Annotated in this window: 18 protein-coding genes; 9 read left to right on the top strand and 9 right to left on the bottom strand. The window is 70.3% G+C overall.

The window, feature by feature from the left end; translation table 11 throughout:
- Positions 1–52: 52 nt before the first annotated feature.
- The gene (locus ACFY1E_RS34880; RefSeq protein ID WP_389083225.1) at positions 53–355 is read left to right on the top strand and encodes a hypothetical protein; all 303 of its coding nucleotides are present in this window, start codon (positions 53–55) and stop codon (positions 353–355) included.
- Between the two features lie 70 nt (positions 356–425).
- Positions 426–1,526, top strand: a complete 1,101-nt coding sequence (locus tag ACFY1E_RS34875) for a calcium:proton antiporter (protein ID WP_389083222.1) — start codon at positions 426–428, stop codon at positions 1,524–1,526.
- Here the strand turns inward: ACFY1E_RS34875 and ACFY1E_RS34870 are convergent.
- Complete coding sequence (locus ACFY1E_RS34870) at positions 1,516–2,787, bottom strand: MFS transporter (protein ID WP_389083220.1); 1,272 nt, start codon at positions 2,785–2,787, stop codon at positions 1,516–1,518. The two genes, ACFY1E_RS34875 and ACFY1E_RS34870, sit on opposite strands and share 11 nt — an antisense overlap.
- Positions 2,788–3,014: 227 nt before the next feature.
- On the opposite strand from ACFY1E_RS34870, the gene aroQ reads away from it, so the two are divergent.
- Positions 3,015–3,488, top strand: coding sequence for a type II 3-dehydroquinate dehydratase (gene aroQ / locus ACFY1E_RS34865; RefSeq protein ID WP_115908816.1), 474 nt, complete (start codon positions 3,015–3,017; stop codon positions 3,486–3,488).
- A gap of 25 nt (positions 3,489–3,513) precedes the next feature.
- Here aroQ and ACFY1E_RS34860 read toward each other — a convergent pair whose 3' ends face one another.
- The 5 genes from ACFY1E_RS34860 to ACFY1E_RS34840 all read right to left on the bottom strand — a co-directional run bounded on the left by ACFY1E_RS34860 (position 3,514) and on the right by ACFY1E_RS34840 (position 7,952).
- Positions 3,514–4,266 carry an amino acid ABC transporter ATP-binding protein gene (locus ACFY1E_RS34860; protein ID WP_389083217.1) on the bottom strand — a complete coding sequence of 251 codons (753 nt, stop codon included), beginning with the start codon at positions 4,264–4,266 and terminating at the stop codon, positions 3,514–3,516.
- On the bottom strand, positions 4,263–5,165 hold the full coding sequence (locus tag ACFY1E_RS34855; protein WP_389083215.1) for an amino acid ABC transporter permease: 903 nt from the start codon (positions 5,163–5,165) through the stop codon (positions 4,263–4,265). The genes ACFY1E_RS34860 and ACFY1E_RS34855 overlap by 4 nt, the downstream gene beginning before the upstream one ends.
- Positions 5,162–6,046, bottom strand: a complete 885-nt coding sequence (locus ACFY1E_RS34850; RefSeq protein ID WP_389083354.1) for an ABC transporter substrate-binding protein — start codon at positions 6,044–6,046, stop codon at positions 5,162–5,164. Before ACFY1E_RS34850 ends, ACFY1E_RS34855 begins: the two co-directional genes overlap by 4 nt.
- 507 nt (positions 6,047–6,553) lie before the next feature.
- A complete protein-coding gene (locus tag ACFY1E_RS34845) occupies positions 6,554–7,210 on the bottom strand; it encodes an MBL fold metallo-hydrolase (protein WP_389083212.1) in 657 nt (218 codons plus the stop codon).
- 55 nt (positions 7,211–7,265) lie between these two features.
- On the bottom strand, positions 7,266–7,952 hold the full coding sequence (locus ACFY1E_RS34840) for a maleylpyruvate isomerase family mycothiol-dependent enzyme (protein ID WP_389083210.1): 687 nt from the start codon (positions 7,950–7,952) through the stop codon (positions 7,266–7,268).
- Between the two features lie 229 nt (positions 7,953–8,181).
- Here ACFY1E_RS34840 and uvrA point away from each other — a divergent pair, with 229 nt between their 5' ends.
- The gene (gene uvrA, locus ACFY1E_RS34835) at positions 8,182–11,211 is read left to right on the top strand and encodes an excinuclease ABC subunit UvrA (protein WP_389083209.1); all 3,030 of its coding nucleotides are present in this window, start codon (positions 8,182–8,184) and stop codon (positions 11,209–11,211) included.
- An 88-nt stretch (positions 11,212–11,299) separates the two neighbouring features.
- Here the strand turns inward: uvrA and ACFY1E_RS34830 are convergent, their stop codons facing one another.
- From ACFY1E_RS34830 to ACFY1E_RS34820, 3 genes are all read right to left on the bottom strand, one after another.
- Positions 11,300–12,220 carry a carbohydrate kinase gene (locus ACFY1E_RS34830; protein WP_389083207.1) on the bottom strand — a complete coding sequence of 307 codons (921 nt, stop codon included), beginning with the start codon at positions 12,218–12,220 and terminating at the stop codon, positions 11,300–11,302.
- A complete protein-coding gene (locus ACFY1E_RS34825; RefSeq protein WP_389083205.1) occupies positions 12,217–13,338 on the bottom strand; it encodes a LacI family DNA-binding transcriptional regulator in 1,122 nt (373 codons plus the stop codon). The genes ACFY1E_RS34830 and ACFY1E_RS34825 overlap by 4 nt, the downstream gene beginning before the upstream one ends.
- Before the next feature lie 158 nt (positions 13,339–13,496).
- Positions 13,497–14,453 (bottom strand): hypothetical protein, encoded by a 957-nt coding sequence (locus ACFY1E_RS34820; protein ID WP_389083203.1) that lies wholly within the window; start codon positions 14,451–14,453, stop codon positions 13,497–13,499.
- A 330-nt stretch (positions 14,454–14,783) separates the two neighbouring features.
- Between ACFY1E_RS34820 and uvrC the strand changes: the two genes are divergently transcribed.
- The 5 genes from uvrC (at position 14,784) to ACFY1E_RS34795 (ending at position 22,931) form a co-directional block, all read left to right on the top strand.
- Positions 14,784–16,814 (top strand): excinuclease ABC subunit UvrC, encoded by a 2,031-nt coding sequence (gene uvrC / locus ACFY1E_RS34815; protein WP_389083201.1) that lies wholly within the window; start codon positions 14,784–14,786, stop codon positions 16,812–16,814.
- Positions 16,811–17,767 carry an RNase adapter RapZ gene (gene rapZ, locus ACFY1E_RS34810; protein WP_389083198.1) on the top strand — a complete coding sequence of 319 codons (957 nt, stop codon included), beginning with the start codon at positions 16,811–16,813 and terminating at the stop codon, positions 17,765–17,767. Before uvrC ends, rapZ begins: the two co-directional genes overlap by 4 nt.
- A complete protein-coding gene (yvcK, locus tag ACFY1E_RS34805) occupies positions 17,764–18,831 on the top strand; it encodes a uridine diphosphate-N-acetylglucosamine-binding protein YvcK (protein WP_389083196.1) in 1,068 nt (355 codons plus the stop codon). The genes rapZ and yvcK overlap by 4 nt, the downstream gene beginning before the upstream one ends.
- The gene (gene whiA / locus ACFY1E_RS34800; protein ID WP_030933313.1) at positions 18,822–19,811 is read left to right on the top strand and encodes a DNA-binding protein WhiA; all 990 of its coding nucleotides are present in this window, start codon (positions 18,822–18,824) and stop codon (positions 19,809–19,811) included. Before yvcK ends, whiA begins: the two co-directional genes overlap by 10 nt.
- Positions 19,812–19,976: 165 nt before the next feature.
- A complete protein-coding gene (locus ACFY1E_RS34795; RefSeq protein WP_389083193.1) occupies positions 19,977–22,931 on the top strand; it encodes a M14 family zinc carboxypeptidase in 2,955 nt (984 codons plus the stop codon).
- Positions 22,932–23,123 lie beyond the last annotated feature (192 nt).

Here is a 23,123-nt window from a genome sequence, read left to right as displayed (position 1 = left end):
TTTCCTGAGCGCGTTCCCCGGCCGGGAGCGCCCTGGCCGGGTGGAGGTACCCATGAAGTTCGTGCAGATCATCACCTTTGAGACCGAGCGTCTGGAGGAGATGCGGCAGCTGGTCCAGGAGGCGAGGGAGCGCAGCGCCGGCCGGGCGGGCGGCCCCACGCACAGCATGCTCCTCAAGGACCGGGACAACCCCCGCCGCTATCTGGCACTGATCGAATTCGAGTCGTACGAGGACGCGATGCGAAACAGCAACGACCCCGAGACGACCAAGATGGCGGAGCAGATGGGCGCACTGAGCATCGGGGAGCGCACGTTCACCAACTGCGACCTGCTGGAGATGACCGAGCTCAAATAGCCGCGCACCCCCCGAAGGGGCCCCGCACCGCCGGAGTGCGGGGCCCGTAGGCCTCTGCAACGATCACTGCATGATCGCTCGGCTCAAGTCGCTCACTACGCGGTGGACGTCCGTCGTGCCGGTACTCGCGATCGTGCTACTGGCCTTCACCTGGGGGCGTGATCTTCCCGCCGCGGTCGTCGCCGTGGTCGCCCTCGTCCTCGCCGGCGCCGTCCTGGCCGCCGTGCACCATGCCGAGGTGGTCGCGCACCGGGTCGGTGAACCCTTCGGTTCGCTCGTGCTCGCCGTCGCCGTCACAGTCATTGAGGTCGCCCTGATCGTCACCCTGATGGCAGACGGCGGCGGCAAGAGCTCGACCCTGGCCAGGGACACGGTCTTCGCGGCCGTGATGATCACCTGCAACGGCATCGTCGGCCTCTGTATGCTGGTCGCCTCCGTGCGCCACGGCACCGCGGTCTTCAACCCCGAAGGCACCGGCGCCGCGCTCGCCACCGTGGCCACCCTGGCCACGCTCAGCCTGGTACTGCCGACCTTCACCACCAGCAAGCCGGGCCCGGAGTTCTCCGGCGTGCAGCTCACGTTCGCCGCGATCTCCTCGCTGATCCTCTACGGCCTGTTCGTCGCGACCCAGACCGTGCGGCACCGCGACTACTTCCTGCCCATCAGCCGCCAGGGCGGGGTGGTCACCGCGGACGACCACGCGGACACCCCGGCCGTCCGCACCGCGTGGATCAGCCTGGCCCTGCTCGGGCTCGCGCTGATCGGCGTGGTCGGACTGGCCAAGGGCGTGTCACCCACGATCGAGTCCGCAGTGGAGGCCGCCGGACTGCACCACGCGGTCGTCGGCGTGATCATCGCCCTGCTGGTGCTGCTCCCGGAGACCATCGCGGCCCTGCGCTCCGCCCGCCGGGACCGGGTGCAGACCAGCCTGAACCTCGCCCTCGGCTCCGCCATGGCCAGCATCGGCCTGACCATCCCCGCGGTGGCCCTGGCGTCCGTCTGGCTCCCCGGCCCGCTCGTCCTCGGCCTCGGCTCCACACACATGGTGCTGCTCGTCCTGACCGTGGTGGTGAGCTCGCTGACGGTGGTGCCGGGCCGGGCCACACCGCTGCAGGGCGGGGTCCATCTGGTGCTGTTCGCGGCGTACTTGGAGCTCGCGGTCAATCCATGACCGGCTCCGCCACGACCACCGCCGCCGGCCGTGTCTCCGGCAGCAGGGCGAAGCACCCCAGGCTCAGCAGCGCGATCCCCGTCAGATAGGCGCCCACGCCCCACGGCACCCGGCCTCCGTGCCCGGCCAGCGCCGTTGCCACGATCGGTGTGAGCGCGCCCCCGAGCACCCCGCCGAGGTTGTAGCCGACAGCCGCTCCCGTGCAGCGCACCCGCGGCTCGTACAACTCGGGCAGATACGCGGCGATCACTCCGAGCGTCGTGACGAACGCGAGCAGCGCCCCCAGGATGCCGGCGAACATCAGCAGCGGCTCACCGGTCGCGAGAAGGTAGACCGTCGGAAACATCCACGCAGCGGCGGCGGTGCACCCCACCAGGCACATCGGCCGCCGTCCGTAGCGGTCCCCGAGCAGTGCGGCCGGCGGGATGAGTGCGCCCTGCACCACCACCGCGGCCATGGTGCAGGTCAGGATGACGATACGGCTGACTCCGAGCCGCTCCGTGGCGTACGCGAGAGACCACGTGGTCACGGCGTAGAAGATCGCGTACCCGACCGAGAGGGCCCCGGCCGTCAGCAGGACGAGCCGCCAGTGGTCGCGTACGACCTCCGCGAGCGGCACGCGCGCGTGGTCGTCGATCTCGAGGAAGCTGGGGCTCTCGGCCAGCGAGGACCGCAGCCACAGCCCCATCGCGGCCAGCAGGCCCGCCGCCCAGAACGGCACCCGCCATCCCCACTGGGCGAACTGCGCGTCGGACAGCGTCGCCGACAGCACCAGCACCACACCATTGGCGAGCAGGAATCCCAGGGCGGGCCCGACCTGCGGGAAGCTCGACCACAGGGCACGCCGTTCGGGGGGCGCGTGCTCGGCGGTGAGCAGCACCGCCCCGCCCCACTCCCCGCCGAGCCCCAGCCCCTGCAGAAAACGCAGCACCAGGAGCAGCGCGGGGGCGGCCACACCGATCGACCCGTACGTCGGCACACAGCCGACCGCGACCGTGGCGCCGCCGGTCAGCAGCAGCGAGCCGACCAGGACCGGCCGGCGTCCGCGCCGGTCCCCGATGTGCCCGAACAGCACCGAGCCCAGCGGCCGCGCCACGAACCCCACGCCGAACGTGACGAAGGCGGCGAGCGTCCCCGCCACCGGTGAGAACGCCGGGAAGAACAGCGGCCCCAGGACCAGTGCGGCGGCGGTCCCGTAGACGAAGAAGTCGTAGAACTCGATCGCCGTCCCGGCCAGCGAGGCGGCCGCGAGCCGCAGCATGGAGGGTCTCATTACGGTGCGTACGTCGTGCATGCCGCGTCAACTACCCACCGTGACAGCGGGTTACGGGGGCGCACGGGCGTGATCGGGCCTCGCCGGAACGTGGCGGTGATGCGCCGGGCGGGCCGTCGGGAGTGCGGGCCGTCGAGCCGCGAAGGCACCGTGATAAACCGGGTGCGAACAGCGGTCCTCGACGGATCGCCGCACACCACCGGACCGGAGGAACCGTGCCCCGCACCCTGGCCAACGCCCCGATCATGATCCTCAACGGGCCCAACCTGAACCTGCTCGGCCAGCGCCAGCCGGAGATCTACGGCAAGGACACCCTCGCCGACGTCGAGGCCCTGTGCGCCAAGGCGGCCGCCGCGCACGGCGGCACGGTGGACTTCCGCCAGTCGAACCACGAGGGTGAGCTGGTCGACTGGATCCACGAGGCGCGGCTGAACCACTGCGGGATCGTCATCAACCCCGGGGCCTACTCCCACACCTCGGTCGCGATCCTGGACGCACTCAACACCTGCGACGGACTGCCCGTGCTGGAGGTCCACATCTCCAACATCCACCGTCGCGAGTCGTTCCGGCACCACTCGTACGTCTCCCTGCGCGCCGACGGCGTCATCGCCGGGTGCGGAGTGCAGGGGTACGTGTTCGGCGTGGAGCGCGTCGCGGCGCTGGTGGGGGCCGCCCAGGCCGACGCGTAAGCCCCGGTCGCCAGGCGCGCGACTCTTACAGCCGGCCCGCCTCCACGATCCGCCGCAGGAACCGCTGCGTGCGTTCCTGCTGCGGGTCGCCGAAGACCTGCTCGGCGGTTCCGCGCTCCAGGACCACCCCCGAGTCCAGAAAACAAACCTGGTCGGCGACGTCCCGGGCGAAGCCCATCTCGTGCGTGGCCAGCACCATGGTCATGCCGTCGTCCTTCAGGTCCCGCACGACGGTGAGGACCTCGCCGACGAGCTCGGGGTCGAGGGCGGCGGTGATCTCGTCGAGCAGCAGCAGCCGCGGCCGTACGGCGAGAGCGCGCACGATCGCCACACGCTGCTGCTGACCGCCGCTCAGCCGGTCCGGGTACTCGCCCGCCTTGCCGCCGAGCCCGAGCCGCTCCAGCAGCTCCCGGGCGCGCTCCTCGGCCTCCGCACGGGAGGCGCCGTGCACCCGCCGCGGGGCGAGGGTGATGTTGTCCAGGACCGTCATGTGCGGGAACAGGTTGTAGGCCTGGAAGACCACGCCGATGCGGCGGCGCACCGCGTCCTGGTCGGCGCGCGGATCGGTGATCTCCTCGCCGTCCAGCCAGATCGCCCCGTCGTCGATCTCCTCCAGGAGGTTCGCGCACCGCAGCAGCGTCGACTTGCCCGAGCCGGAGGCGCCGATCAGCGCGGTCACCGTGTGCGGCGCGACCTCCAGGTCGACATCCCTCAGGACGACCGTGTCGCCGAAGGTCTTGCGCACGGACTCCATGCGCAGCACGGGCGCGTCGCTCATATCGATCCTCCCTGGGCCCGCCGGCGGTCCATCCGTGCCGTCACCCAGTCCGTGAAGCGGGTCATCGGGATGGTCAGCGCCACGAAGACCAGGCCCGCCACGATGTACGGCGTGTAGTTGAGGCTGCGCTGGGCGATGATGTCGGAGGCACGGACGGCGTCGATCGCACCGCCGATCGACACCAGTCCGGTGTCCTTCTGGAGCGACACCAGGTCGTTCAGAAGGGGCGGCACCTGACGGCGTACCGCCTGGGGCAGCACCACGTGCCGCAGCGCCTGCCGGTTGGTCAGGCCCAGCGAGCGGGCTGCGGCGCGCTGCGACGGATGCACCGACTCGATGCCGGCGCGGAACACCTCGGCGACGTACGCCGAGTACGTCAGGGTCAGCGCCGTACCGCCCAGCCACACGGGATCAACCGTCACGCCCTGGAGACGCAGCGCGGGCACACCGAACACGACGATCATCAGGTTGATGATCAGCGGCAGACCGCGGAAGAAGTCCGTGTACGCGGCCGCGAGCGCCCGCAGGGGGAAGAACACCGGCCCCGGCAGGGTCCGTGCGACGGCGATCAGCATGCCCAGGGCGAGCACCAGCACACCGCAGATCAGCAGCAGCCGGATGTTGAGCCAGAGCCCTTCGAGGACCTTCGGGAACGCCTCGCGCGCGTAGCCCGCGTCGAAGAAGGTCTCCTTGGTGCGCTCCCAGCCGGGAGCGCTGACGACGACCAGGTAGAGGACGACGGCGGTGACGAGGGTCGAGACGGCGGCGATGGCCGTCGCGCGACGGGCACGCGCGCGCTTGTAGCGCTCGCGTGCCAGCCGCCGCTCGGACGGGGTGTACCCGTCGGGCATGTCCCCCTTGCCCGCGTCCTGCCCGGACTCCTCCTTCGTGACCGTCACTTGAGCACCGGGGCGTCGACGGCGTCGGACAGCCACTGCTTCTCCAGCTTCGCCAGCGTGCCGTCCTTGCGGAGGGCGTCCACGGCCGACGACACGCACGAGGTGAGGGCACTGCCCTTGTCGAGGACGAGCCCGAACTGCTCGGGCGTACCGCCCTGGTTCTCGAACTGCCCGACGATCTTGGCGTCGGGCACCTGGGCGGCGGTGACGTAGAAGGCGGTCGGCAGGTCGGTGACGATCGCGTCCACCTGGCCGTTCTTGAGCGCGGAAATGGCCTGGTCGTTCTTGGAGTACGCGGCCGCCTGCTGCGAGGGCTTCACCACGTCGCTGATGTAGTTCAGGCTCGTGGTGCCCACCTGGGCGCCCAGCTTGAGGCCCTTGAGATCAGCGATGCCGGTCGCCTTCGCGGCCTTCGAGCCCTTCAGCGCGATGACGGCCTGGCGCACGTCGTAGTAGCCGGAGGAGAAGTCCACGGCCTTCTTGCGCTCGTCGCTGATGGACACCTGGTTGATGTCGAAGTCGAAGGTCTTCACGCCGGGCGCGAAGGCCTTGTTGAAGGGCACCTGCTGCCACACGACGGCGCTCTTGTCGTAGCCGAGCTGCTGCGCCACCGCGTAGGCGACGGCCGACTCGAAGCCCTTGCCGTTGGCGGGTTTGTCGTCCTTGAACCACGGTTCGTAGGCGGGCTCGTCCGTGGCGACGGTCAGCTTGCCGGACGTCTTGGTGGCCAACTTGCCCTTGACGCAGGTCTTCGAGGCCGAACCGGACGGTGTGGCCGCCGCCTTGTCCTCCGGCTGCGGAGCGCAGCCGACAGCGGTGGCGAGCAGGCCTATGGTTGCCGCGGCAACGGCGCGGCGCAGTGCGCGAGGGGCGAGGTGCATGGCGGGAGATTGGCAGTCCAGCATCCCGTTTGTCGAGGTCACGACGGGAATTGTCCGCATAGTGGGAACGCTTGTTGCGACCTTGTGAACTCTTCCCGGGAGAACGCCGGGGCCGCCGGTCGAGGGCGGGGATCGAAAGACCGGCGGCCCATACCGCGCAGGAGCCGTCATCCTGTGCGGGGCTGGTTCCAGTTGACTGCGCAACAAGCTGCCCGGGGAGCGCGCGCAGCACTTCGGCTCGTGTGAATGGTTCACACGGGGCGCGTGCGTCAAGTCGGCGCGGGCGTACGGGGTGTTCACGCCGGAGCGAGGAGGGTCGAGAACGCGGGGCGCGATCTGCGCCTTCGACGTATGCGCCGCCGGATGTGACGCATCTGCCGTCCTGCACGCTGTAGGGCATGACTCCCATGGGTCAGGGCCCGTCCTCTCGAGGCGGCAAGCGGGCCGAGGCGCACAGGGGCGGTCAGGTCGTCACGCCTGACCGCCCCTGTGCGCCGTTCAGCGTTCTCACCACCCGCGCGCGTGCCACTCCGGCAGATGCGGCCGCTCCGCGCCCAGCGTCGTGTCGTTGCCGTGCCCGGGGTAGACCCAGGTCTCGTCCGGCAGCACCTCGAAGATCTTCGTCTCGACGTCGTGGATGAGACTGGCGAAGGCCTTGGGATCCTTACGGGTGTTGCCGACACCCCCGGGGAAGAGGCAGTCCCCGGTGAAGACATGGGGATGCCCGTGCGGGTCGTCGTAGACGAGCGCGATCGAGCCCGGCGTGTGTCCGACCAGATGGCGCGCGGTGAGCTCCACGTGCCCCACCCGGATGGTGTCGCCGTCGTCGACGAGGACGTCGGTCGGCACTGGGATGCCGACGGCGTCCTCCCGGCCCGCGTACGTACGGGCGCCGGTGGCCGCGACGACCTGGGCGAGCGCCTGCCAGTGGTCGCCGTGCTGATGGGTGGTGACGACGGAGGCGATGCCGTCGTCACCGATCATGCCGAGCAGGGTGTCCGCGTCGTTGGCCGCGTCGATCAGCAACTGCTCATCGGTGGCCCGGCAGCGCAGCAGATAGGCGTTGTTGTCCATCGGGCCGACCGCGATCTTGGTGATCATCAGGTCCTTCAGCTCGTGCACATCCGCCGGGCCGCCGACCGTCACCTGTCCGCTGTACGTCATGGCGGCAGCCTATAGCGGGGGAGCGTGTCCGGAGCCCCCGCCATGGGCCGCGCGGTCACAACGGCGGAAGCGCCGGCAGCGGGCCGCCCTGCACGGTGAGTCCGGAGCCGTCGCGGCGCCCGGCCAGCCAGCCGAGCAGATCCGGCGCCGGGCCCGAGACGGTGACCTCCGGCTGCGACGCCTCCCGGCCCGTCCGCCACGCGCGCGTGCCGTCCGTCAGCCGGGTGGGGGGCACCTCGGGGTGCCCGGAGAAGCGTGCCGCCAGGAAATCGATCTCCCGCTCCGAGAACTCGGCCGGCAGATCCTCCAGCTCGTACCCGATGCCCAGGTCCACATGGTGCAGCTCCACCTCGGCCCACCGGCGGAACGGCACCCTGGACGCCGAGTCGGTGACCCCGTTGCGCAGCTCCACCGTGCGCGACCAGTCCGCCGGCGCCGCTCCCGTCTCCTGGATGCGGGCCGCGCTGTCGCGCAGGTCAGTGAGCTGGACGTCGAGGGGGCGCGGGGCGTCCCGCTCGATGTCGGCGTCGCGGGCCTCCCCGGAGGGATACATGGGACGGCCCTCGAGGACGTTCACCAGGGCGTCCGCGTTGCGGGCGAGGTGGGCGAGGACGTGGCCGCGGCTCCAGCCGGGCAGCCGTGACGGCTCGGCCACCGATGCGTTGTCCAGCTTGGCGGCTGCGGTGAGCAGCCGGTCCGTTGCGTCGCGTACAGACGCCAGGTCATGACCGTGATCAATCATGGTGCTGACCCTAGCCCCGCCACACCTTTGGGTGAAGGTGGTGAAGCCGTGCCGTAAATCGAATGCGCGTGCTATATGGTCGAGCGTGGCGTCGGGCATGCTGGAGGGCCGGGGATTGTTATGCAACCCGGGAATCCGACCGGCGTTGTCAGTGGCTCCCCCTAGTCTGAGAAAGCACGGGGGCCTCGCCCCTGTCACTCCTCTCAAGCCAAGAAAGGTGCGGACTGGCGTGGCCGACCGTCTCATCGTCCGTGGCGCGCGCGAGCACAACCTCAAGAATGTCTCGCTCGACCTGCCGCGCGACTCGCTCATCGTCTTCACGGGCCTGTCGGGGTCGGGCAAGTCCTCGCTGGCCTTCGACACCATCTTCGCCGAGGGGCAGCGGCGCTACGTGGAGTCGCTCTCCTCGTACGCCCGCCAGTTCCTCGGCCAGATGGACAAGCCGGACGTCGACTTCATCGAGGGGCTGTCCCCGGCCGTCTCCATCGACCAGAAGTCGACCTCGCGCAACCCGCGCTCGACGGTCGGCACCATCACCGAGGTCTACGACTACCTGCGTCTGCTCTTCGCGCGCATCGGCAAGCCGCACTGCCCCGAGTGCGGCCGCCCGATCTCGCGCCAGTCGCCGCAGGCCATCGTCGACAAGGTCCTGGAGCTGCCGGAGGGGAGCCGCTTCCAGGTGCTGTCGCCGCTGGTGCGCGAGCGCAAGGGCGAGTTCGTCGACCTCTTCGCCGACCTGCAGACCAAGGGCTACTCACGCGCGCGTGTGGACGGCGAGACCATCCAGCTCTCCAGCCCGCCCACGCTGAAGAAGCAGGAGAAGCACACCATCGAGGTGGTCGTCGACCGTCTCACGGTCAAGGACTCCGCCAAGCGCCGCCTCACCGACTCGGTGGAGACCGCCCTCGGTCTGTCCGGCGGCATGGTCGTGCTCGACTTCGTCGACCTCCCCGAGGACGACCCCGAGCGCGAGCGCATGTACTCGGAGCACCTGTACTGCGCGTACGACGACCTGTCCTTCGAGGAGCTGGAGCCGCGCTCCTTCTCCTTCAACTCGCCCTTCGGCGCCTGCCCCGACTGCACCGGCATCGGTACGCGCATGGAGGTCGACCCCGAACTGATCGTCCCGGACGAGGACAAGTCCCTCGACGAGGGCGCCATCCACCCCTGGTCCCACGGCCACACCAAGGACTACTTCGGCCGACTGATCGGCGCCCTGGCGGACGCCCTGGGCTTCCGGACCGACATTCCCTTCGCGGGCCTGCCGCAGCGCGCCAAGAAGGCGCTGCTGCACGGCCACAAGACGCAGATCGAGGTCCGCTACCGCAACCGGTACGGGCGCGAGCGCGTCTACACCACGCCCTTCGAAGGCGCCGTGCCCTTCGTCAAGCGCCGGCACAGCGAGGCCGAGAGCGACGCCAGCCGCGAGCGCTTCGAGGGCTATATGCGCGAGGTGCCCTGCCCCACCTGCGAGGGCACCCGCCTGAAGCCGATCGTCCTCGCGGTCACGATCATGGGGAAGTCGATCGCCGAGGTCTCCGGCATGTCCATCAGCGACTGCGCCGACTTCCTGGGCGAGCTGAAGCTCAACGCCCGCGACAAGAAGATCGCCGAGCGGGTTCTGAAGGAGGTCAACGAGCGGCTGCGGTTCCTGGTCGACGTCGGCCTGGACTACCTCTCGCTGAACCGCGCGGCCGGCACCCTCTCCGGCGGCGAGGCCCAGCGCATCCGCCTGGCCACCCAGATCGGCTCCGGCCTCGTCGGCGTCCTGTACGTCCTGGACGAGCCGTCCATCGGCCTGCACCAGCGCGACAACCACCGGCTGATCGAGACCCTGGTCAGACTCCGCGACATGGGCAACACGCTCATCGTCGTCGAGCACGACGAGGACACCATCAAAGTCGCAGACTGGGTCGTCGACATCGGCCCCGGCGCGGGCGAGCACGGCGGCAAGGTCGTGCACAGCGGCTCCCTGAAGGAACTGCTCGCCAACGCCGAGTCCATGACCGGCCAGTACCTGGCCGGCAAGAAGTCGATCCCGCTGCCCGACATCCGCCGCCCGCATGACCCCTCCCGCAGGCTCACCGTGCACGGCGCGCGCGAGAACAACCTCCAGGACATCGACGTCTCCTTCCCGCTGGGCGTGTTCACGGCCGTCACGGGAGTGTCCGGATCCGGCAAGTCGACGCTGGTCAACGACATCCTGTACACGCACCTGGCCCGTGAGCTGAACGGCGCGCGGAGCGTTCCCGGGCGGCACACGCGCGTGGACGGCGACGACCTCGTCGACAAGGTCGTGCACGTCGACCAGTCGCCCATCGGCCGCACCCCGCGCTCCAACCCGGCGACGTACACCGGCGTCTTCGACCACATCCGCAAGCTGTTCGCCGAGACCACCGAGGCGAAGGTCCGCGGTTATCTGCCCGGCCGCTTCTCCTTCAACGTCAAGGGCGGCCGCTGCGAGAACTGCGCGGGCGACGGCACCATCAAGATCGAGATGAACTTCCTCCCGGACGTCTACGTCCCGTGCGAGGTCTGCCACGGCGCCCGCTACAACCGGGAGACCCTGGAGGTCCACTACAAGGGCAAGTCCATCGCCGAGGTCCTGAACATGCCCATCGAGGAAGCCATGAACTTCTTCGAGGCGGTCCCGGCGATCAACCGCCACCTCAAGACGCTCAACGACGTCGGGCTCGGCTATGTCCGGCTCGGTCAGTCCGCCACCACCCTGTCCGGCGGTGAGGCGCAGCGTGTGAAGCTCGCCAGCGAGCTGCAGAAGCGCTCCACCGGGCGTACGGTCTACGTTCTGGACGAGCCGACCACCGGTCTGCACTTCGAGGACATCAGCAAGCTGCTGACGGTGCTTGCCGGCCTGGTCGACAAGGGCAACACGGTCATCGTCATCGAGCACAACCTCGACGTGATCAAGACCGCCGACTGGATCGTCGACATGGGCCCCGAGGGCGGCGCCGGCGGCGGACTCGTCGTCGCCGAGGGCACCCCCGAGGAGGTCGCCGGGATCCCGGCCAGCCACACCGGCAAGTTCCTGCGGGAGATCCTCGGCGCCGACCGGATCAGCGACGCGAGCTCGGTACCGGCCCCGCGCAAGTCGGCGGCCAGGAAGACGGTCGCGGCCGGGTCGGCGGCGAAGAAGACGGCGACGGCCAGGGCCGCCAACAACACCGCCACGAAGAAGGCGGCCGGAGCCGCGAAGAAGGCCACGCCCGCCAAGAAGACGACACGGGCACGGAAGGCCTGAACATTTCCAGAACGGTGCGGCGCCCCGCGGGAGAACCTCCCGCGGGGCGCCGCCCGTTGCAAGCCGGGCTGCCGCCCGCGCAGGAGAGCTACGGGCCCTGCACCTCGCCCAGTTCGGAGGCGTACGGCGGCTCCGCGCCCGCCCGGGAGCAGGTGATCGCGGCGGCCCGCGCCGCGAAGCGCAGCAGCCGGGTCCAGCCGTCGGCACCCAGCCCCAGGAGCGCCTCGGCGGACAGGGCGTCCTGGGCGGCCAGACCGTGCAAGAGAGCCGCGTTCACCGTGTCGCCGGCGCCGATGGTGTCGACGACGTCGACCTTCTCGCCCGGCACCGGGTGCACGGCCCCGTCCCGGGTGAAGGCGCTGATCCCGTCGCCGCCATGGGTGATCACCACGGCCGCGGGCCCGGCGGCCAGCCACTCCCGCGGGGTGCCGCCCAGCCACAGGGCGTCCTCCTCCGAGAGCTTGAGCAGCGACACCGAGGGCAGCCAGCTCCGGAAACGTGCCCGGTAGGCGTCCGCGTCGGGAATCAGGCCCGCCCGGATGTTGGGGTCGAGCGCGGTGAACACGCCCTGCGCGGCCGCGGTCCGCAGCAGGGTCTCGTAGGCCGTCGCCCCGGGTTCCAGGACGAGCGAGCAGGTGCCGAAGGACACGGCCCGGGTCCCGGCGGGGAGCGCCTCGGGCGCCACGAACAGCCGATCGGCGGTGCCCTCGACGTAGAACGAGTAGGCGGCGGATCCCTCCCCGTCGATCGTGGCGACCGCAAGGGTGGTCGGCTCCGCACCGCGCTGCACGGTCGAGACGTCCACGCCCGCTGCCCGGAGCCCGTCGAGCAGCGCCTCGCCGAAGGCGTCGCGCGAGGTGCGGGAGCAGAACGCTGTGGGGGACCCGAGTCGGCCCAGGGCCACGGCCGTGTTGTACGGGCCGCCGCCGAGCGCCGGCTTCAGGCCCGCGAGAGCCCCTGTGCCCTGCGGTACCAGGTCGATCAGAGCCTCACCGGCGACGACGATCACGAGGCGGTTCCTTTCTCGCGCTTACCGAACTTCTCGCGGTTACCGAACTTCTCGGGCTTCTCGAATTTCTCGGGCTGTTCGGGTTGTGCGGACCGCGCCGTCCCTTCCGGGCAGCCGCACGAGGTCCGGTGGACGAAGGTGCAGGGAAGCCGCAGGGTGCGGGCGGGGCGGTCCGGGGAGGCGAGGCGGTCCAGGAGTACTTGGACCGCCTGGGCGCCGATCTCCCGGCTGGGCTGGGCGACAGCGGTCAGCCGCGGCGAGAACAGGTCCGCCCAGGCGAAGTCGTCGAAGCAGCACAGCGCCATGTCCTCGGGTACGGACAGACCGCGCTCGCGCAGGGCGCGCAGCGCACCGATGGTCATCGCGTTGTTGGCGGTGACGAGTGCGGTGGGCGGGGCGGCAAGGGAGAGAAGAGCCGTGGTGGCGCGCTCGGCGTCGGCGGATTCGGAGTTTCCGTGCACCAGGAGGCGTTCGTCGTGGGGGAGCCCGGAGGCGGCGAGCCCGTGGCGGTATCCGGCGACGCGTTCGCGGGTGGTGCTGAGCCCGGGCCGGCCTGCGACCAGGGCGATCCTGCGATGGCCGAGCTCTGCGAGATGGGTGACCAGCCGGGCGGTCGGCTCGACGCTCTCGGCGCAGACCTGGTCGTAGGCGAGTGTGCCGTCGGCCGGGGTGGTGACGAGCCGGTCGAGGAAGACGGCCGGCACGCCGTGGCGGCCGAGGTAGGCGAGGAGGTCGCCCGGGTTCGCCGAAGGGGCGACGATCATGCCGTCGACCCGGCGTTCGTGCAGCAGCTGGACGACCTTGCGCTCGTGCTCCGGGTCGTCGTGCGGATCGGCGATGAGCAGGCTGTAGCCGTGTTCCAGGGCGCCGGCCTCCACGCCCTGGAGGATCTCCGTGAAGTACGGGTTGCTGACCGCCGACACCGCGAGCCCGATGGACCGGGTGCGCGCGGTCACCAGGGAGCGGGCGAGGGTGTTCGGGGTGTAGCCGAGCCGGTCGACGGCGTCCAGGACGGCCTGGCGGGTGTGGGGGAGGACAGGACGGGTGTCGTTCAGGACGTGCGAGACGGTCGCCACGGAGACCCCGGCGCTCCGAGCGACATCGGCCATGGTCGCCATCGCGTCCCCCTTCCTGGACCCCGCCCCTCTCGACGGCACGGCGTGCCTTCCGGCCGGGACGCTATCCCATCCGGGCCCTCGCGTAAACGCTTGCGCAAACGTTTACGTCCCGTGACGGCGGAGAAGTACGCCGAACTGGTCGGCCCGTCGGGCAGAGCTCACTCCCAGTCCCAACCAATGCCCACGACGCCCGTCCGCACCCGGGGCTCGACGAGGTGGACCGAGTGGTGGCGGCCGCTGAGGGGCAGTTCCTGGCGGCCGCTGCGCGGGGCCGCGGGCGAGTGCTGGGCGAAGCGGTGGCAGCGGGAGGGCAGGGCCTGCTCGTCGAAGCGCACCTGGAGCGCGTACTGCCCGCCGGCCGGCCCGAAGCCGCGGATGTACTCGCGGGACACCCCGGCGGTGCCGTCCTCGATGCCGTAGCGGAAGAGGAAGGTGTCCCCGGCCCGCAGGCGGGTGTCGAAGAGGAACTCGGCCACGAGCACACCGGTGTCGTGGTGCACGCGCACGCGTCCCGTGCGGCAGTTCTCCAGTGCGTGCACGCGCATGCGTTCCGGCGCGCAGCCCGGGTCGCCGTGGTGGACGGCCACGAAGCGGTCGACCCCGTCCTTGTGGGCGCGCACTATGTGGTGGGACTCGCGCCCCGCCAGTTCGCGATGGGCGCCGATGCGTACCCGCTCGTGGTGGCCCAGGGTGTGCAGACCGCAGTCCAGGGGCGACCCCAGCTCGGCCATCAGCCTCTCCAGGACGCCGGACGCCTCCACCAGGGAGCGGTAGGAGCGGCCCGCGGGCCGTGCCGCGCACGAGGGTTCGTCGGTCTCGGCGAGCAGCCGGATCAGGGACTCCTCGGGCAGCTGGAGGATCTCCTCCAGCGCGCGCACGGCCCGAAGCGACTCGGGGCGCTGCGGGCGTCGGGCACCCTGCTGCCAGTAACTCAGGCTCGTCACACCGACCTTGACCCCGTAGCGCGACAGATGGTGCTGCACGCGCTGCAGCGGCAGTCCGCGGGCGGCGATCGCGGCACGCAGTGCGACGTGGAAGGGGCCGCCCCGCAGGGCCGAGTCCAGTTCCGCGGTGGCGACGGCGGCGACGTCCGCGTGCTGTGTGGCGTGCGGCATGCAGGGGCCTTTCTGTGAATGCTCGCTACGGCTGGTCGGGCCGGGTCTGTGCGTGTTGTCGGGGCCACCCCGTCGGCGCCGTGGAGTCTTCACATCCGTACGCCGTCGTTCCCGGTCCCGAGTTCCCCCGCATTGAAGCGTGTTGACCTAGTCCCGACAACACCTGAGACCCAACAGCGGTGCACTCCTGGCCGAGACACGATCGGTGCCCCGAGCCGGCGCACCGGTGTGGATCACCGAGGGTGGCGTTCCCCGAGTCCCGGCGGCCCGAGCGGCGGCGTTGTCCACAGGCCCGCCGCACTGTCAGCCCTCGCCAGTAGGGTGTGAGACATGGCCGATCCCTCCAGCTACCGCCCCAAGCCGGGACAGATCCCGGACTCGCCAGGGGTGTACAGGTTCCGTGACGAGCACCGCCGGGTGATCTACGTCGGAAAGGCGAAGAGCCTGCGCCAGCGCCTGGCGAACTACTTCCAGGACCTGGCCGGACTCCACCCCCGCACCCGCTCCATGGTCACCACGGCCGCGTCCGTGGAGTGGACCGTGGTGTCCACGGAGGTCGAGGCCCTGCAGCTGGAGTACTCCTGGATCAAGGAGTTCGACCCCCGGTTCAACGTCAAGTACCGCGACGACAAGAGCTACCCGTACCTCGCGGTGACGATGAACGAGGAGTTCCCGCGCGTCCAGGTGATGCGCGGCCACAAGCGCAAGGGCGTGCGCTACTTCGGGCCGTACGGGCACGCGTGGGCGATCCGCGACACCGTGGACCTCCTGCTGCGCGTCTTCCCGGTGCGCACCTGCTCGGCGGGTGTCTTCAAGAACGCCGCCCGCACCGGCCGCCCCTGTCTGCTCGGCTACATCGGCAAGTGCTCCGCCCCCTGCGTCGAGCGCGTCTCCGCCGAGGAACACCGCGAACTGGCCGAGGAGTTCTGCGACTTCATGGCCGGCCGCACGGGGACGTACCTGCGCCGCCTCGAGAAGCAGATGACCGAGGCGGCCGAGGAGATGGAGTACGAGCGGGCGGCCCGCCTGCGCGACGACATCGAGGCCCTGAAGAAGGCCATGGAGAAGAACGCGGTCGTGCTCGCCGACGCGACCGACGCCGATCTGATCGCGGTCGCCGAGGACGAGCTGGAGGCGGCCGTCCAGATCTTCCACGTCCGCGGCGGGCGGGTGCGCGGCCAGCGCGGCTGGGTCACCGACAAGGTCGAGGAGATCACCACTGGCGCCCTCGTCGAACACGCCCTGCAGCAGCTGTACGGCGAGGAGAAGGGCGACTCCGTCCCCAAGGAGGTCCTCGTCCCGGCCCTGCCCGACCCGGTCGAGCCCGTCCAGGAGTGGCTCACCGAGCGCCGCGGCTCCGCGGTCTCGCTGCGCATCCCGCAGCGCGGCGACAAGAAGGCCCTGATGGAGACGGTCGAGCGCAACGCCCAGCAGGCGCTCGTGCTGCACAAGACCAAGCGGGCCTCCGACCTGACCACGCGCTCGCGTGCCCTGGAGGAGATCGCCGAGGCCCTCGACCTGGACAGCGCCCCCCTCCGCATCGAGTGCTACGACATCTCGCACCTCCAGGGCGACGACGTCGTGGCCTCCATGGTCGTCTTCGAGGACGGCCTGCAGCGCAAGAGCGAGTACCGCCGCTTCCAGATCAAGGGCTTCGAGGGGCAGGACGACGTCCGCTCCATGCACGAGGTGATCAACCGCCGCTTCCGGCGCTACCTCGCGGAGAAGGAGAAGACGGGGGAGTGGGCCGACGGCGAGAGCACGCTCACCGAGGAGGACGGCCGCCCCAAGAAGTTCGCCTACCCACCCCAGCTCGTCGTCGTCGACGGCGGACAACCCCAGGTCGCCGCGGCCAAGAAGGCCCTCGACGAGCTCGGTATCGACGACGTCGCCGTGTGCGGCCTCGCCAAGCGCCTGGAGGAGGTCTGGCTGCCGGACGAGGACGACCCGGTCGTCCTGCCCCGCACCAGTGAAGGCCTCTACCTGCTGCAGCGCGTCCGCGACGAGGCCCACCGCTTCGCGATCACCTACCAGCGCACCAAGCGGGCCAAGCGCTTCAGGTCGAGCCCCCTGGACGACGTGCCGGGACTCGGGGACACGCGCAAGCAGGCACTTCTGAAACATTTCGGTTCGTTGAAGAAACTAAGATCCGCCACCATCGACCAGATCTGCGAGGTCCCCGGCATAGGCCGCAAGACGGCCGAGACGATCGCCGTCGCCCTCGCCCAGGCGGCCCCGGCCGCGCCCGCCGTGAACACGGCGACTGGAGAGATCATGGAGGAGGAACCCGGAACCATGGGTTCCAGCGGGCAGCCCGTAGCCATGGGCGCACCGGACGAACGACGGGGGCAGGAGACATGAATGTGAACGAGCACGACGGGCAAGAAAGCCAGGCCGGAGACGGAGCACAGGTGAGTACGGGCAGCGACACGCCCGGGGCGGTCCCCGAGGCGGCCATCCCGGAGCTGGTGATCATCTCGGGCATGTCGGGTGCGGGCAGGTCGACCGCCGCCAAGTGTCTGGAGGACCTCGGCTGGTTCGTCGTCGACAACCTGCCGCCCGCGCTGATCCCCACCATGGTGGAGCTCGGCGCCCGCTCGCAGGGCAACGTCGCCAGGATCGCGGTCGTCGTCGACGTCCGTGGGCGTCGCTTCTTCGACAACCTCCGAGAGTCCCTCGCCGACCTGGAGGCCAAGCACGTCACCCGGCGGATCGTGTTCCTGGAGTCCTCCGACGACGCCCTGGTGCGCCGCTTCGAGTCGGTGCGCCGCCCGCACCCCCTGCAGGGCGACGGCCGCATCGTCGACGGCATCGCCGCCGAGCGCGAGCTGCTGCGCGAGCTGCGCGGCGACGCCGACCTGGTGATCGACACCTCCAGCCTGAACGTGCACGAGCTGCGGGCCAAGATGGACGCCCAGTTCGCCGGCGAGGAGGAGCCCGAGCTGCGGGCCACCGTCATGTCCTTCGGCTTCAAGTACGGCCTCCCGGTCGACGCCGACCTGGTCGCGGACATGCGCTTCCTGCCCAACCCGCACTGGGTCCCCGAGCTGCGCCCCTTCACCGGCCTGAACGAAGAGGTCGCTGCGTACGTCTTCAACCAGCCCGGCGCCAAGGAGTTCCTCGACCGCTACGCCGAGCTGCTGCGCCTCATCGCGGCCGGCTACCGCCGCGAGGGCAAGCGGTACGTGACCATCGCCATCGGCTGCACGGGCGGCAAGCACCGCTCGGTGGCCATGTCGGAGAAGCTCGCCGCGCGCCTGGCGGCCGAGGGCGTGGAGACGGTGGTCGTGCACCGGGACATGGGACGCGAATGACGGAGCGTTCTCTGCGGCTGAGCAGGCTGCGCCGGGTCGTGCCCGAGTCCCGCGCGGGCCGGCCCGTCGAAGCCCGCGGCGCCCGGCCGCGCCGCCGCGGCGCCCAGCCCAAGGTGGTCGCCCTCGGCGGCGGCATGGGCCTGTCCGCCTCGCTCGCCGCGCTGCGCCGGATCACCGGCGACCTCACCGCCGTCGTCACCGTGGCCGACGACGGCGGCTCCAGCGGGCGCCTGCGCGACGAACTGGGCGTGCTGCCGCCCGGCGACCTGCGCAAGGCGCTGGCCGCGCTGTGCGGCGACGACGACTGGGGACAGACCTGGGCCCGTGTCATCCAGCACCGCTTCCAGTCCAAGGGCGACCTGCACGAACACGCGGTCGGCAACCTCCTGATCGTCGCGCTGTGGGAGCAGTTGGGCGACCATGTCCAGGCCCTCGACCTGGTCGGCAAGCTGCTCGGTGCGCACGGGCGCGTGCTGCCCATGTCCGCCGTACCCCTGGAGCTGCAGGCCCTGGTCAAGGGGCACGACCCGGAGCGGCCCGAGGACGTCGACACCGTGCGGGGGCAGGCGACCGTGGCGCTCACGCCGGGCGAGGTGCAGTCCGTGCACCTGGTGCCGCACGACCCGCCCGCCGTCCCCGAGGCCGTCGAGGCGGTCCTGGACGCCGACTGGGTCGTCCTCGGCCCCGGCTCCTGGTTCTCCTCGGTCATCCCGCACCTGCTCGTTCCCGAACTCCTGGACGCCCTCACCGAGACCAAGGCACGCCGGGTACTCTCGCTGAACCTCGCCCCGCAGCCCGGAGAAACCGAAGGCTTCTCCCCGCAGCGTCATTTGGAGGTTTTGGGACGACACGCCCCTAAACTCGCCCTGGACGTGGTGCTGGCCGACGAGGCCGCCGTGCCCGACCGCGACGTGCTCACCGAAGCCGCCGAGCGGTTCGGTGCCGCGGTCGAGCTGGCGCCGGTGGCCCGGAGGGACGGAACTCCGCGGCACGACCCGGAGCTGCTGGCCGCCGCGTACGACCGTATTTTTCGGATGCATGGAAGGATCGGCCCATGGCGATGACGGCAGCGGTGAAGGACGAGATCTCCCGGCTCCCCGTCACCCGGACCTGCTGCAGAAAGGCGGAGGTCTCCGCCATTCTGCGGTTCGCCGGCGGCCTCCACCTGGTCAGCGGGCGCATCGTGATCGAAGCGGAGCTGGACACCGCGATGGCGGCGCGGCGGCTGAAGCGGGACATCCTGGAGATCTTCGGTCACAGCTCCGAACTGATCGTGATGGCGCCGGGCGGACTGCGCCGCGGTTCGCGCTATGTCGTACGGGTCGTCGCCGGCGGTGACCAGCTCGCCCGGCAGACCGGCCTGGTCGACGGCCGGGGCCGCCCGATCCGCGGTCTGCCGCCGCAGGTGGTCTCGGGGGCCACCTGCGATGCGGAGGCCGCCTGGCGTGGCGCGTTCCTGGCGCACGGCTCGCTGACCGAGCCCGGCCGCTCCTCCTCCCTGGAGGTGACCTGCCCCGGCCCGGAGGCCGCGCTCGCCCTGGTCGGCGCCGCCCGTCGGCTGTCGATCGCCGCGAAGGCGCGCGAGGTGCGCGGTGTGGACCGTGTGGTCGTCCGTGACGGCGACGCGATCGGCGCCCTGCTCACCCGTCTCGGCGCGCACGAGTCGGTGCTGGCCTGGGAGGAGCGCCGGATGCGCCGCGAGGTGCGGGCCACGGCGAACCGTCTCGCCAACTTCGACGACGCCAACCTGCGCCGCTCCGCCCGCGCGGCCGTCGCCGCCGGCGCCCGTGTGCAGCGCGCCCTGGAGATCCTCGGCGACGAGGTTCCCGAGCACCTCGCGGCCGCCGGCCGGCTGCGCATGGAGCACAAGCAGGCCTCGCTGGAGGAGTTGGGCGCGCTCGCCGACCCGCCGCTGACCAAGGACGCCGTGGCCGGCCGTATCCGCCGGCTCCTTGCGATGGCCGACAAGCGCGCCTCCGACCTCGGCATTCCGGGCACGGAGTCCAGCATCACCGAGGAGATGGCCGACAACCTGGTCGGCTGACCCCGCAGAAGTACATCTGAAGACCGCTCAACCTGCCGGTGCCGACGCCCACTTGGGCGTCGGCACCGGTATTTCTCTGTCCATGAGGCGCTCTTGACTCGATCATGAAGTGTCATGAGCCTGGCAACAGTTCGCTGCTGTGGCGGACCATTGCTAGGGGGGTTCATGAGACACAGAGCGAGATCGATCCTCGCTGTCGGCGCGCTCCTGCTCGGCGGAGCGAGCCTCGCGCCCATCGCCCAGGCGCAGAACGGAAGTTCGCAGGGATCCGACCCCACCGAGGTCAAGGTCTACCGCGCCGACGTCACCGCCAGGCAGGTACCCCTGCTGCTGGCAGCCGGACAGGACGGTCAGGAACTCGGCGAGCAGGTCCCGGAGAAGGGCACGGCCACGGTCGAGCTGTACCTCACCGGCCAACAGGCCCGCAAGCTCGAGAAGCAGGGCGTCGCCCTGACCGAGCACACGCTTTCGGCCAGGGCCGAGAAACGCGTGGAGGCCGCCGCCCAGGGTGTGTTCCGCCCGTACAGCGGAAGCGGCGGCCTCAAGGAGGAGATCGTCCGGACCGGGCAGGAGAATCCCGGCCTCACCAAGGTCGTCTCCATCGGCAAGACCGTCAACGGACAGGACATCCTCGCCCTCAAACTGACCAAGGGCGCGAAGAAGTCCAAGGACGGCTCGAAGCCCGCCGTCCTCTACCTGTCCAACCAGCACGCGCGCGAGTGGATCACGCCGGAGATGACCCGCCGGCTGATGCACTACTACCTGGACCACTACAAGACGGACCAGCGCATCAAGAAGATCGTGGACTCCACGGAGCTGTGGTTCGTGATCTCGGCCAACCCCGACGGCTACGACTACACGTTCAAGAACTCCGACACCCGCCTGTGGCGCAAGAACCTTCGTGACGTCAACGGCGACGGCGTCATATCCACCGGTGACGGCGTCGACCTCAACCGCAACTTCGCCTACAAGTGGGGCTACGACGACGAGGGTTCGTCCCCCAACCCCACCAGCGAGACCTACCGCGGCGCGAGCCCCGCCTCCGAGCCCGAGACCAGGGCGCTGGACGCCTTCGAGAAGCGCATCGGCTTCAGTTACGCCATCAACTACCACTCCGCCGCCGAACTCCTCCTCTACGGCGTCGGCTGGCAGGTGGCCACCCCCACGCCCGACGACGTGGTCTACAAGGCCCTCGCCGGTTCGCCGGACCACTCCGCGATACCCGGCTACCGCCCGCAGGTCTCCTCCGAGCTGTACACCACCAACGGCGAGGCGGACGGCCACGCGGGGAACGTCAACGGCATCTCGATGTTCACCCCCGAGATGTCGACGTGCCAGACCGCGTCGAACATCGACCCCAACGACCAGTGGAAGGCGGCCGACTGCCAGTCCGTCTTCAACTTCCCGGACGACGAGAAGCTGATCCAGCAGGAGTTCGAGAAGAACATCCCGTTCGCGCTGTCGGTCGCCGAGACCGCCCCGCACCCCGACACCCCGTCCTCCTCGCTCGGCCTGACCGCAGCTGACTTCACCCCGGCCACGTTCACCACGTCGTACTCGCGCGGCGCCGATCAGGAGGTCTCCGTCGTCGTACGCAAGGCCGTGCGCGACAAGGAGCTCAAGTACCGCGTCAACGGCGGCCGTACGCAGGATGAGGGGCTCAAGGCCTGGAAGGGCGGCGAGACCTACGGCGGGGACGACAACCTGCACTTCGACGAGTACCGGGCCAAGGTCAGGGACGGCGAGCCGGGCGACAAGGTCGAGGTGTGGTTCACCGGAGAGTCCAGGAGCGGCAAGAAGGTCTCCAGCGAGCACTTCACCTACACCGTCGCCCAGCGGCCCAAGGCCGACACCCTCGTCGTCGCCGAGGAAGGCGCGACCGCCACGCAGGCGCAGACGTACGTGGACGCCCTGAAGGCGAACGGCCGCAAGGCGATCGTCTGGGACGTCGCCACCCAGGGCGCACCCGACGCGCTCGGCGTGCTGAAGCACTTCAGGACCGTCGTCCACTACACAGGTGCGGGGGTCCCCGGCAACGCCACCCAGCTCCAGTTGCGCGCCTACCTCAACGAGGGCGGCAAGCTGATCGAGGCGGGCGAGCAGGCCGGCGGCAGCGTCGACCTCGGCGGGGGCACCCTGTCGAACGACTTCAGCCAGTACTACCTGGGCGCCTACTCCCGTACGTCGACCCCCGGGGCCACCGGCTTCACCGGCTCCGGCAAGCTTGACGGCTTCAGCGGGGCGCTCGGTGCCGCCACCGGCAACCCGCTCGACAAGGCGGGCACCTACGGCGTCACCTCCGACTCGCTGCCCGCCGACAAGTACCCGCAGTTCGCCAGCGCGGGCGCGGGCCAGTTCGCCGGGACCGTCAACCCGTACGGGCCGTACTCCGGCTCCTTCATGGCGGCCGCCGTCCACACCGACGACGCATACAAGCGCCTCACCCGCACCATCGACCTCACCGGTGTCACCGCGGCCCAGCAGCCCACCCTGCGCAGCCAGTTGCTCTGGGACACCGAGCCCGGCTACGACCACGTCATCGTCGAGGCCCACACCACGGGCGCCGACGACTGGACGACCCTCCCGGAGAAGGGCGGCGCGACCCACCAGACCGTACCGAGCGAGTGCGGCGCGGGCTTCCTGGTGAACGAGCACCCCTGGCTCAAGCACTACCTGACCCTCGCCGACAACGACTGCACCGCGACCGGCACGAGCGGTTCCTGGAACAGCCTCACCGGCGCCTCCAACGGCTGGCAGCAGGTCAACTACGACCTGAGCGCCTACGCCGGCAAGTCCGTCGAGGTCTCCATCAGCTACGTCACCGACCCGGGTACCGGCGGCCACGGCGTCCTCGCCGACGACGCCTCGCTCGTCATCGGCGGCACGCCGACCCAGACCGAGGGCTTCGAGACGTCACTCGGCGCCTGGAGCGTGTCCGGACCGCCCGCGGGCAGCCCGGCCGTCCTCAAGGACTGGACGCGCACCGGAGCACTGTTCAGGACATACGGAGCGATCACCACCGACCGGACCGTGCTGCTGGGCTTCGGCCTGGAGCACGTCAGCGCGGCGGCAGATCGCAACAGCCTCATCAAGAAGGCCCTCGCGGCCCTGGAAGGGTGAACACCCCGGTCAACGATGACTAGCTCTCCGTAGTCAAAAAGAGTGACCAGATCTTTCGTCCCGGGCGGTCCGTACCCCTACTGGCGGGTACGGACCGCCTGCCCATGTATGGGCCGTCTCGATGTCACTACGGCGCCCTCAGGGAGGTAGGGTCGGGGGTGGTCGGGGACATCCCAAACAGAGCTCGCCGGC

The organism is Streptomyces sp. NPDC001604, from assembly GCF_042893475.1.
Taxonomy (GTDB): domain Bacteria; phylum Actinomycetota; class Actinomycetes; order Streptomycetales; family Streptomycetaceae; genus Streptomyces.
Note: the sequence above shows the minus strand (reverse complement) of the source record. Positions and strands in the feature narration are given on the sequence as shown.

Excerpts from the sequence above, each read along its gene's own strand:
- ACFY1E_RS34870 (WP_389083220.1), bottom strand. The coding sequence starts at position 2,787 with ATGCTGCGGCTCGCGGCCGCCTCGCTGGCCGGGACGGCGATCGAGTTC.
- ACFY1E_RS34845 (WP_389083212.1), bottom strand. The coding sequence starts at position 7,210 with ATGACGTACAGCGGACAGGTGACGGTCGGCGGCCCGGCGGATGTGCAC.
- uvrC (WP_389083201.1), top strand. The coding sequence starts at position 14,784 with ATGGCCGATCCCTCCAGCTACCGCCCCAAGCCGGGACAGATCCCGGAC.
- ACFY1E_RS34840 (WP_389083210.1), bottom strand. The coding sequence starts at position 7,952 with ATGATTGATCACGGTCATGACCTGGCGTCTGTACGCGACGCAACGGAC.
- ACFY1E_RS34820 (WP_389083203.1), bottom strand. The coding sequence starts at position 14,453 with ATGCCGCACGCCACACAGCACGCGGACGTCGCCGCCGTCGCCACCGCG.
- yvcK (WP_389083196.1), top strand. The coding sequence starts at position 17,764 with ATGACGGAGCGTTCTCTGCGGCTGAGCAGGCTGCGCCGGGTCGTGCCC.
- ACFY1E_RS34825 (WP_389083205.1), bottom strand. The coding sequence starts at position 13,338 with ATGGCGACCATGGCCGATGTCGCTCGGAGCGCCGGGGTCTCCGTGGCG.
- ACFY1E_RS34850 (WP_389083354.1), bottom strand. The coding sequence starts at position 6,046 with ATGCACCTCGCCCCTCGCGCACTGCGCCGCGCCGTTGCCGCGGCAACC.
- ACFY1E_RS34860 (WP_389083217.1), bottom strand. The coding sequence starts at position 4,266 with ATGAGCGACGCGCCCGTGCTGCGCATGGAGTCCGTGCGCAAGACCTTC.
- ACFY1E_RS34875 (WP_389083222.1), top strand. The coding sequence starts at position 426 with ATGATCGCTCGGCTCAAGTCGCTCACTACGCGGTGGACGTCCGTCGTG.
- whiA (WP_030933313.1), top strand. The coding sequence starts at position 18,822 with ATGGCGATGACGGCAGCGGTGAAGGACGAGATCTCCCGGCTCCCCGTC.
- ACFY1E_RS34795 (WP_389083193.1), top strand. The coding sequence starts at position 19,977 with ATGAGACACAGAGCGAGATCGATCCTCGCTGTCGGCGCGCTCCTGCTC.
- ACFY1E_RS34880 (WP_389083225.1), top strand. The coding sequence starts at position 53 with ATGAAGTTCGTGCAGATCATCACCTTTGAGACCGAGCGTCTGGAGGAG.
- rapZ (WP_389083198.1), top strand. The coding sequence starts at position 16,811 with ATGAATGTGAACGAGCACGACGGGCAAGAAAGCCAGGCCGGAGACGGA.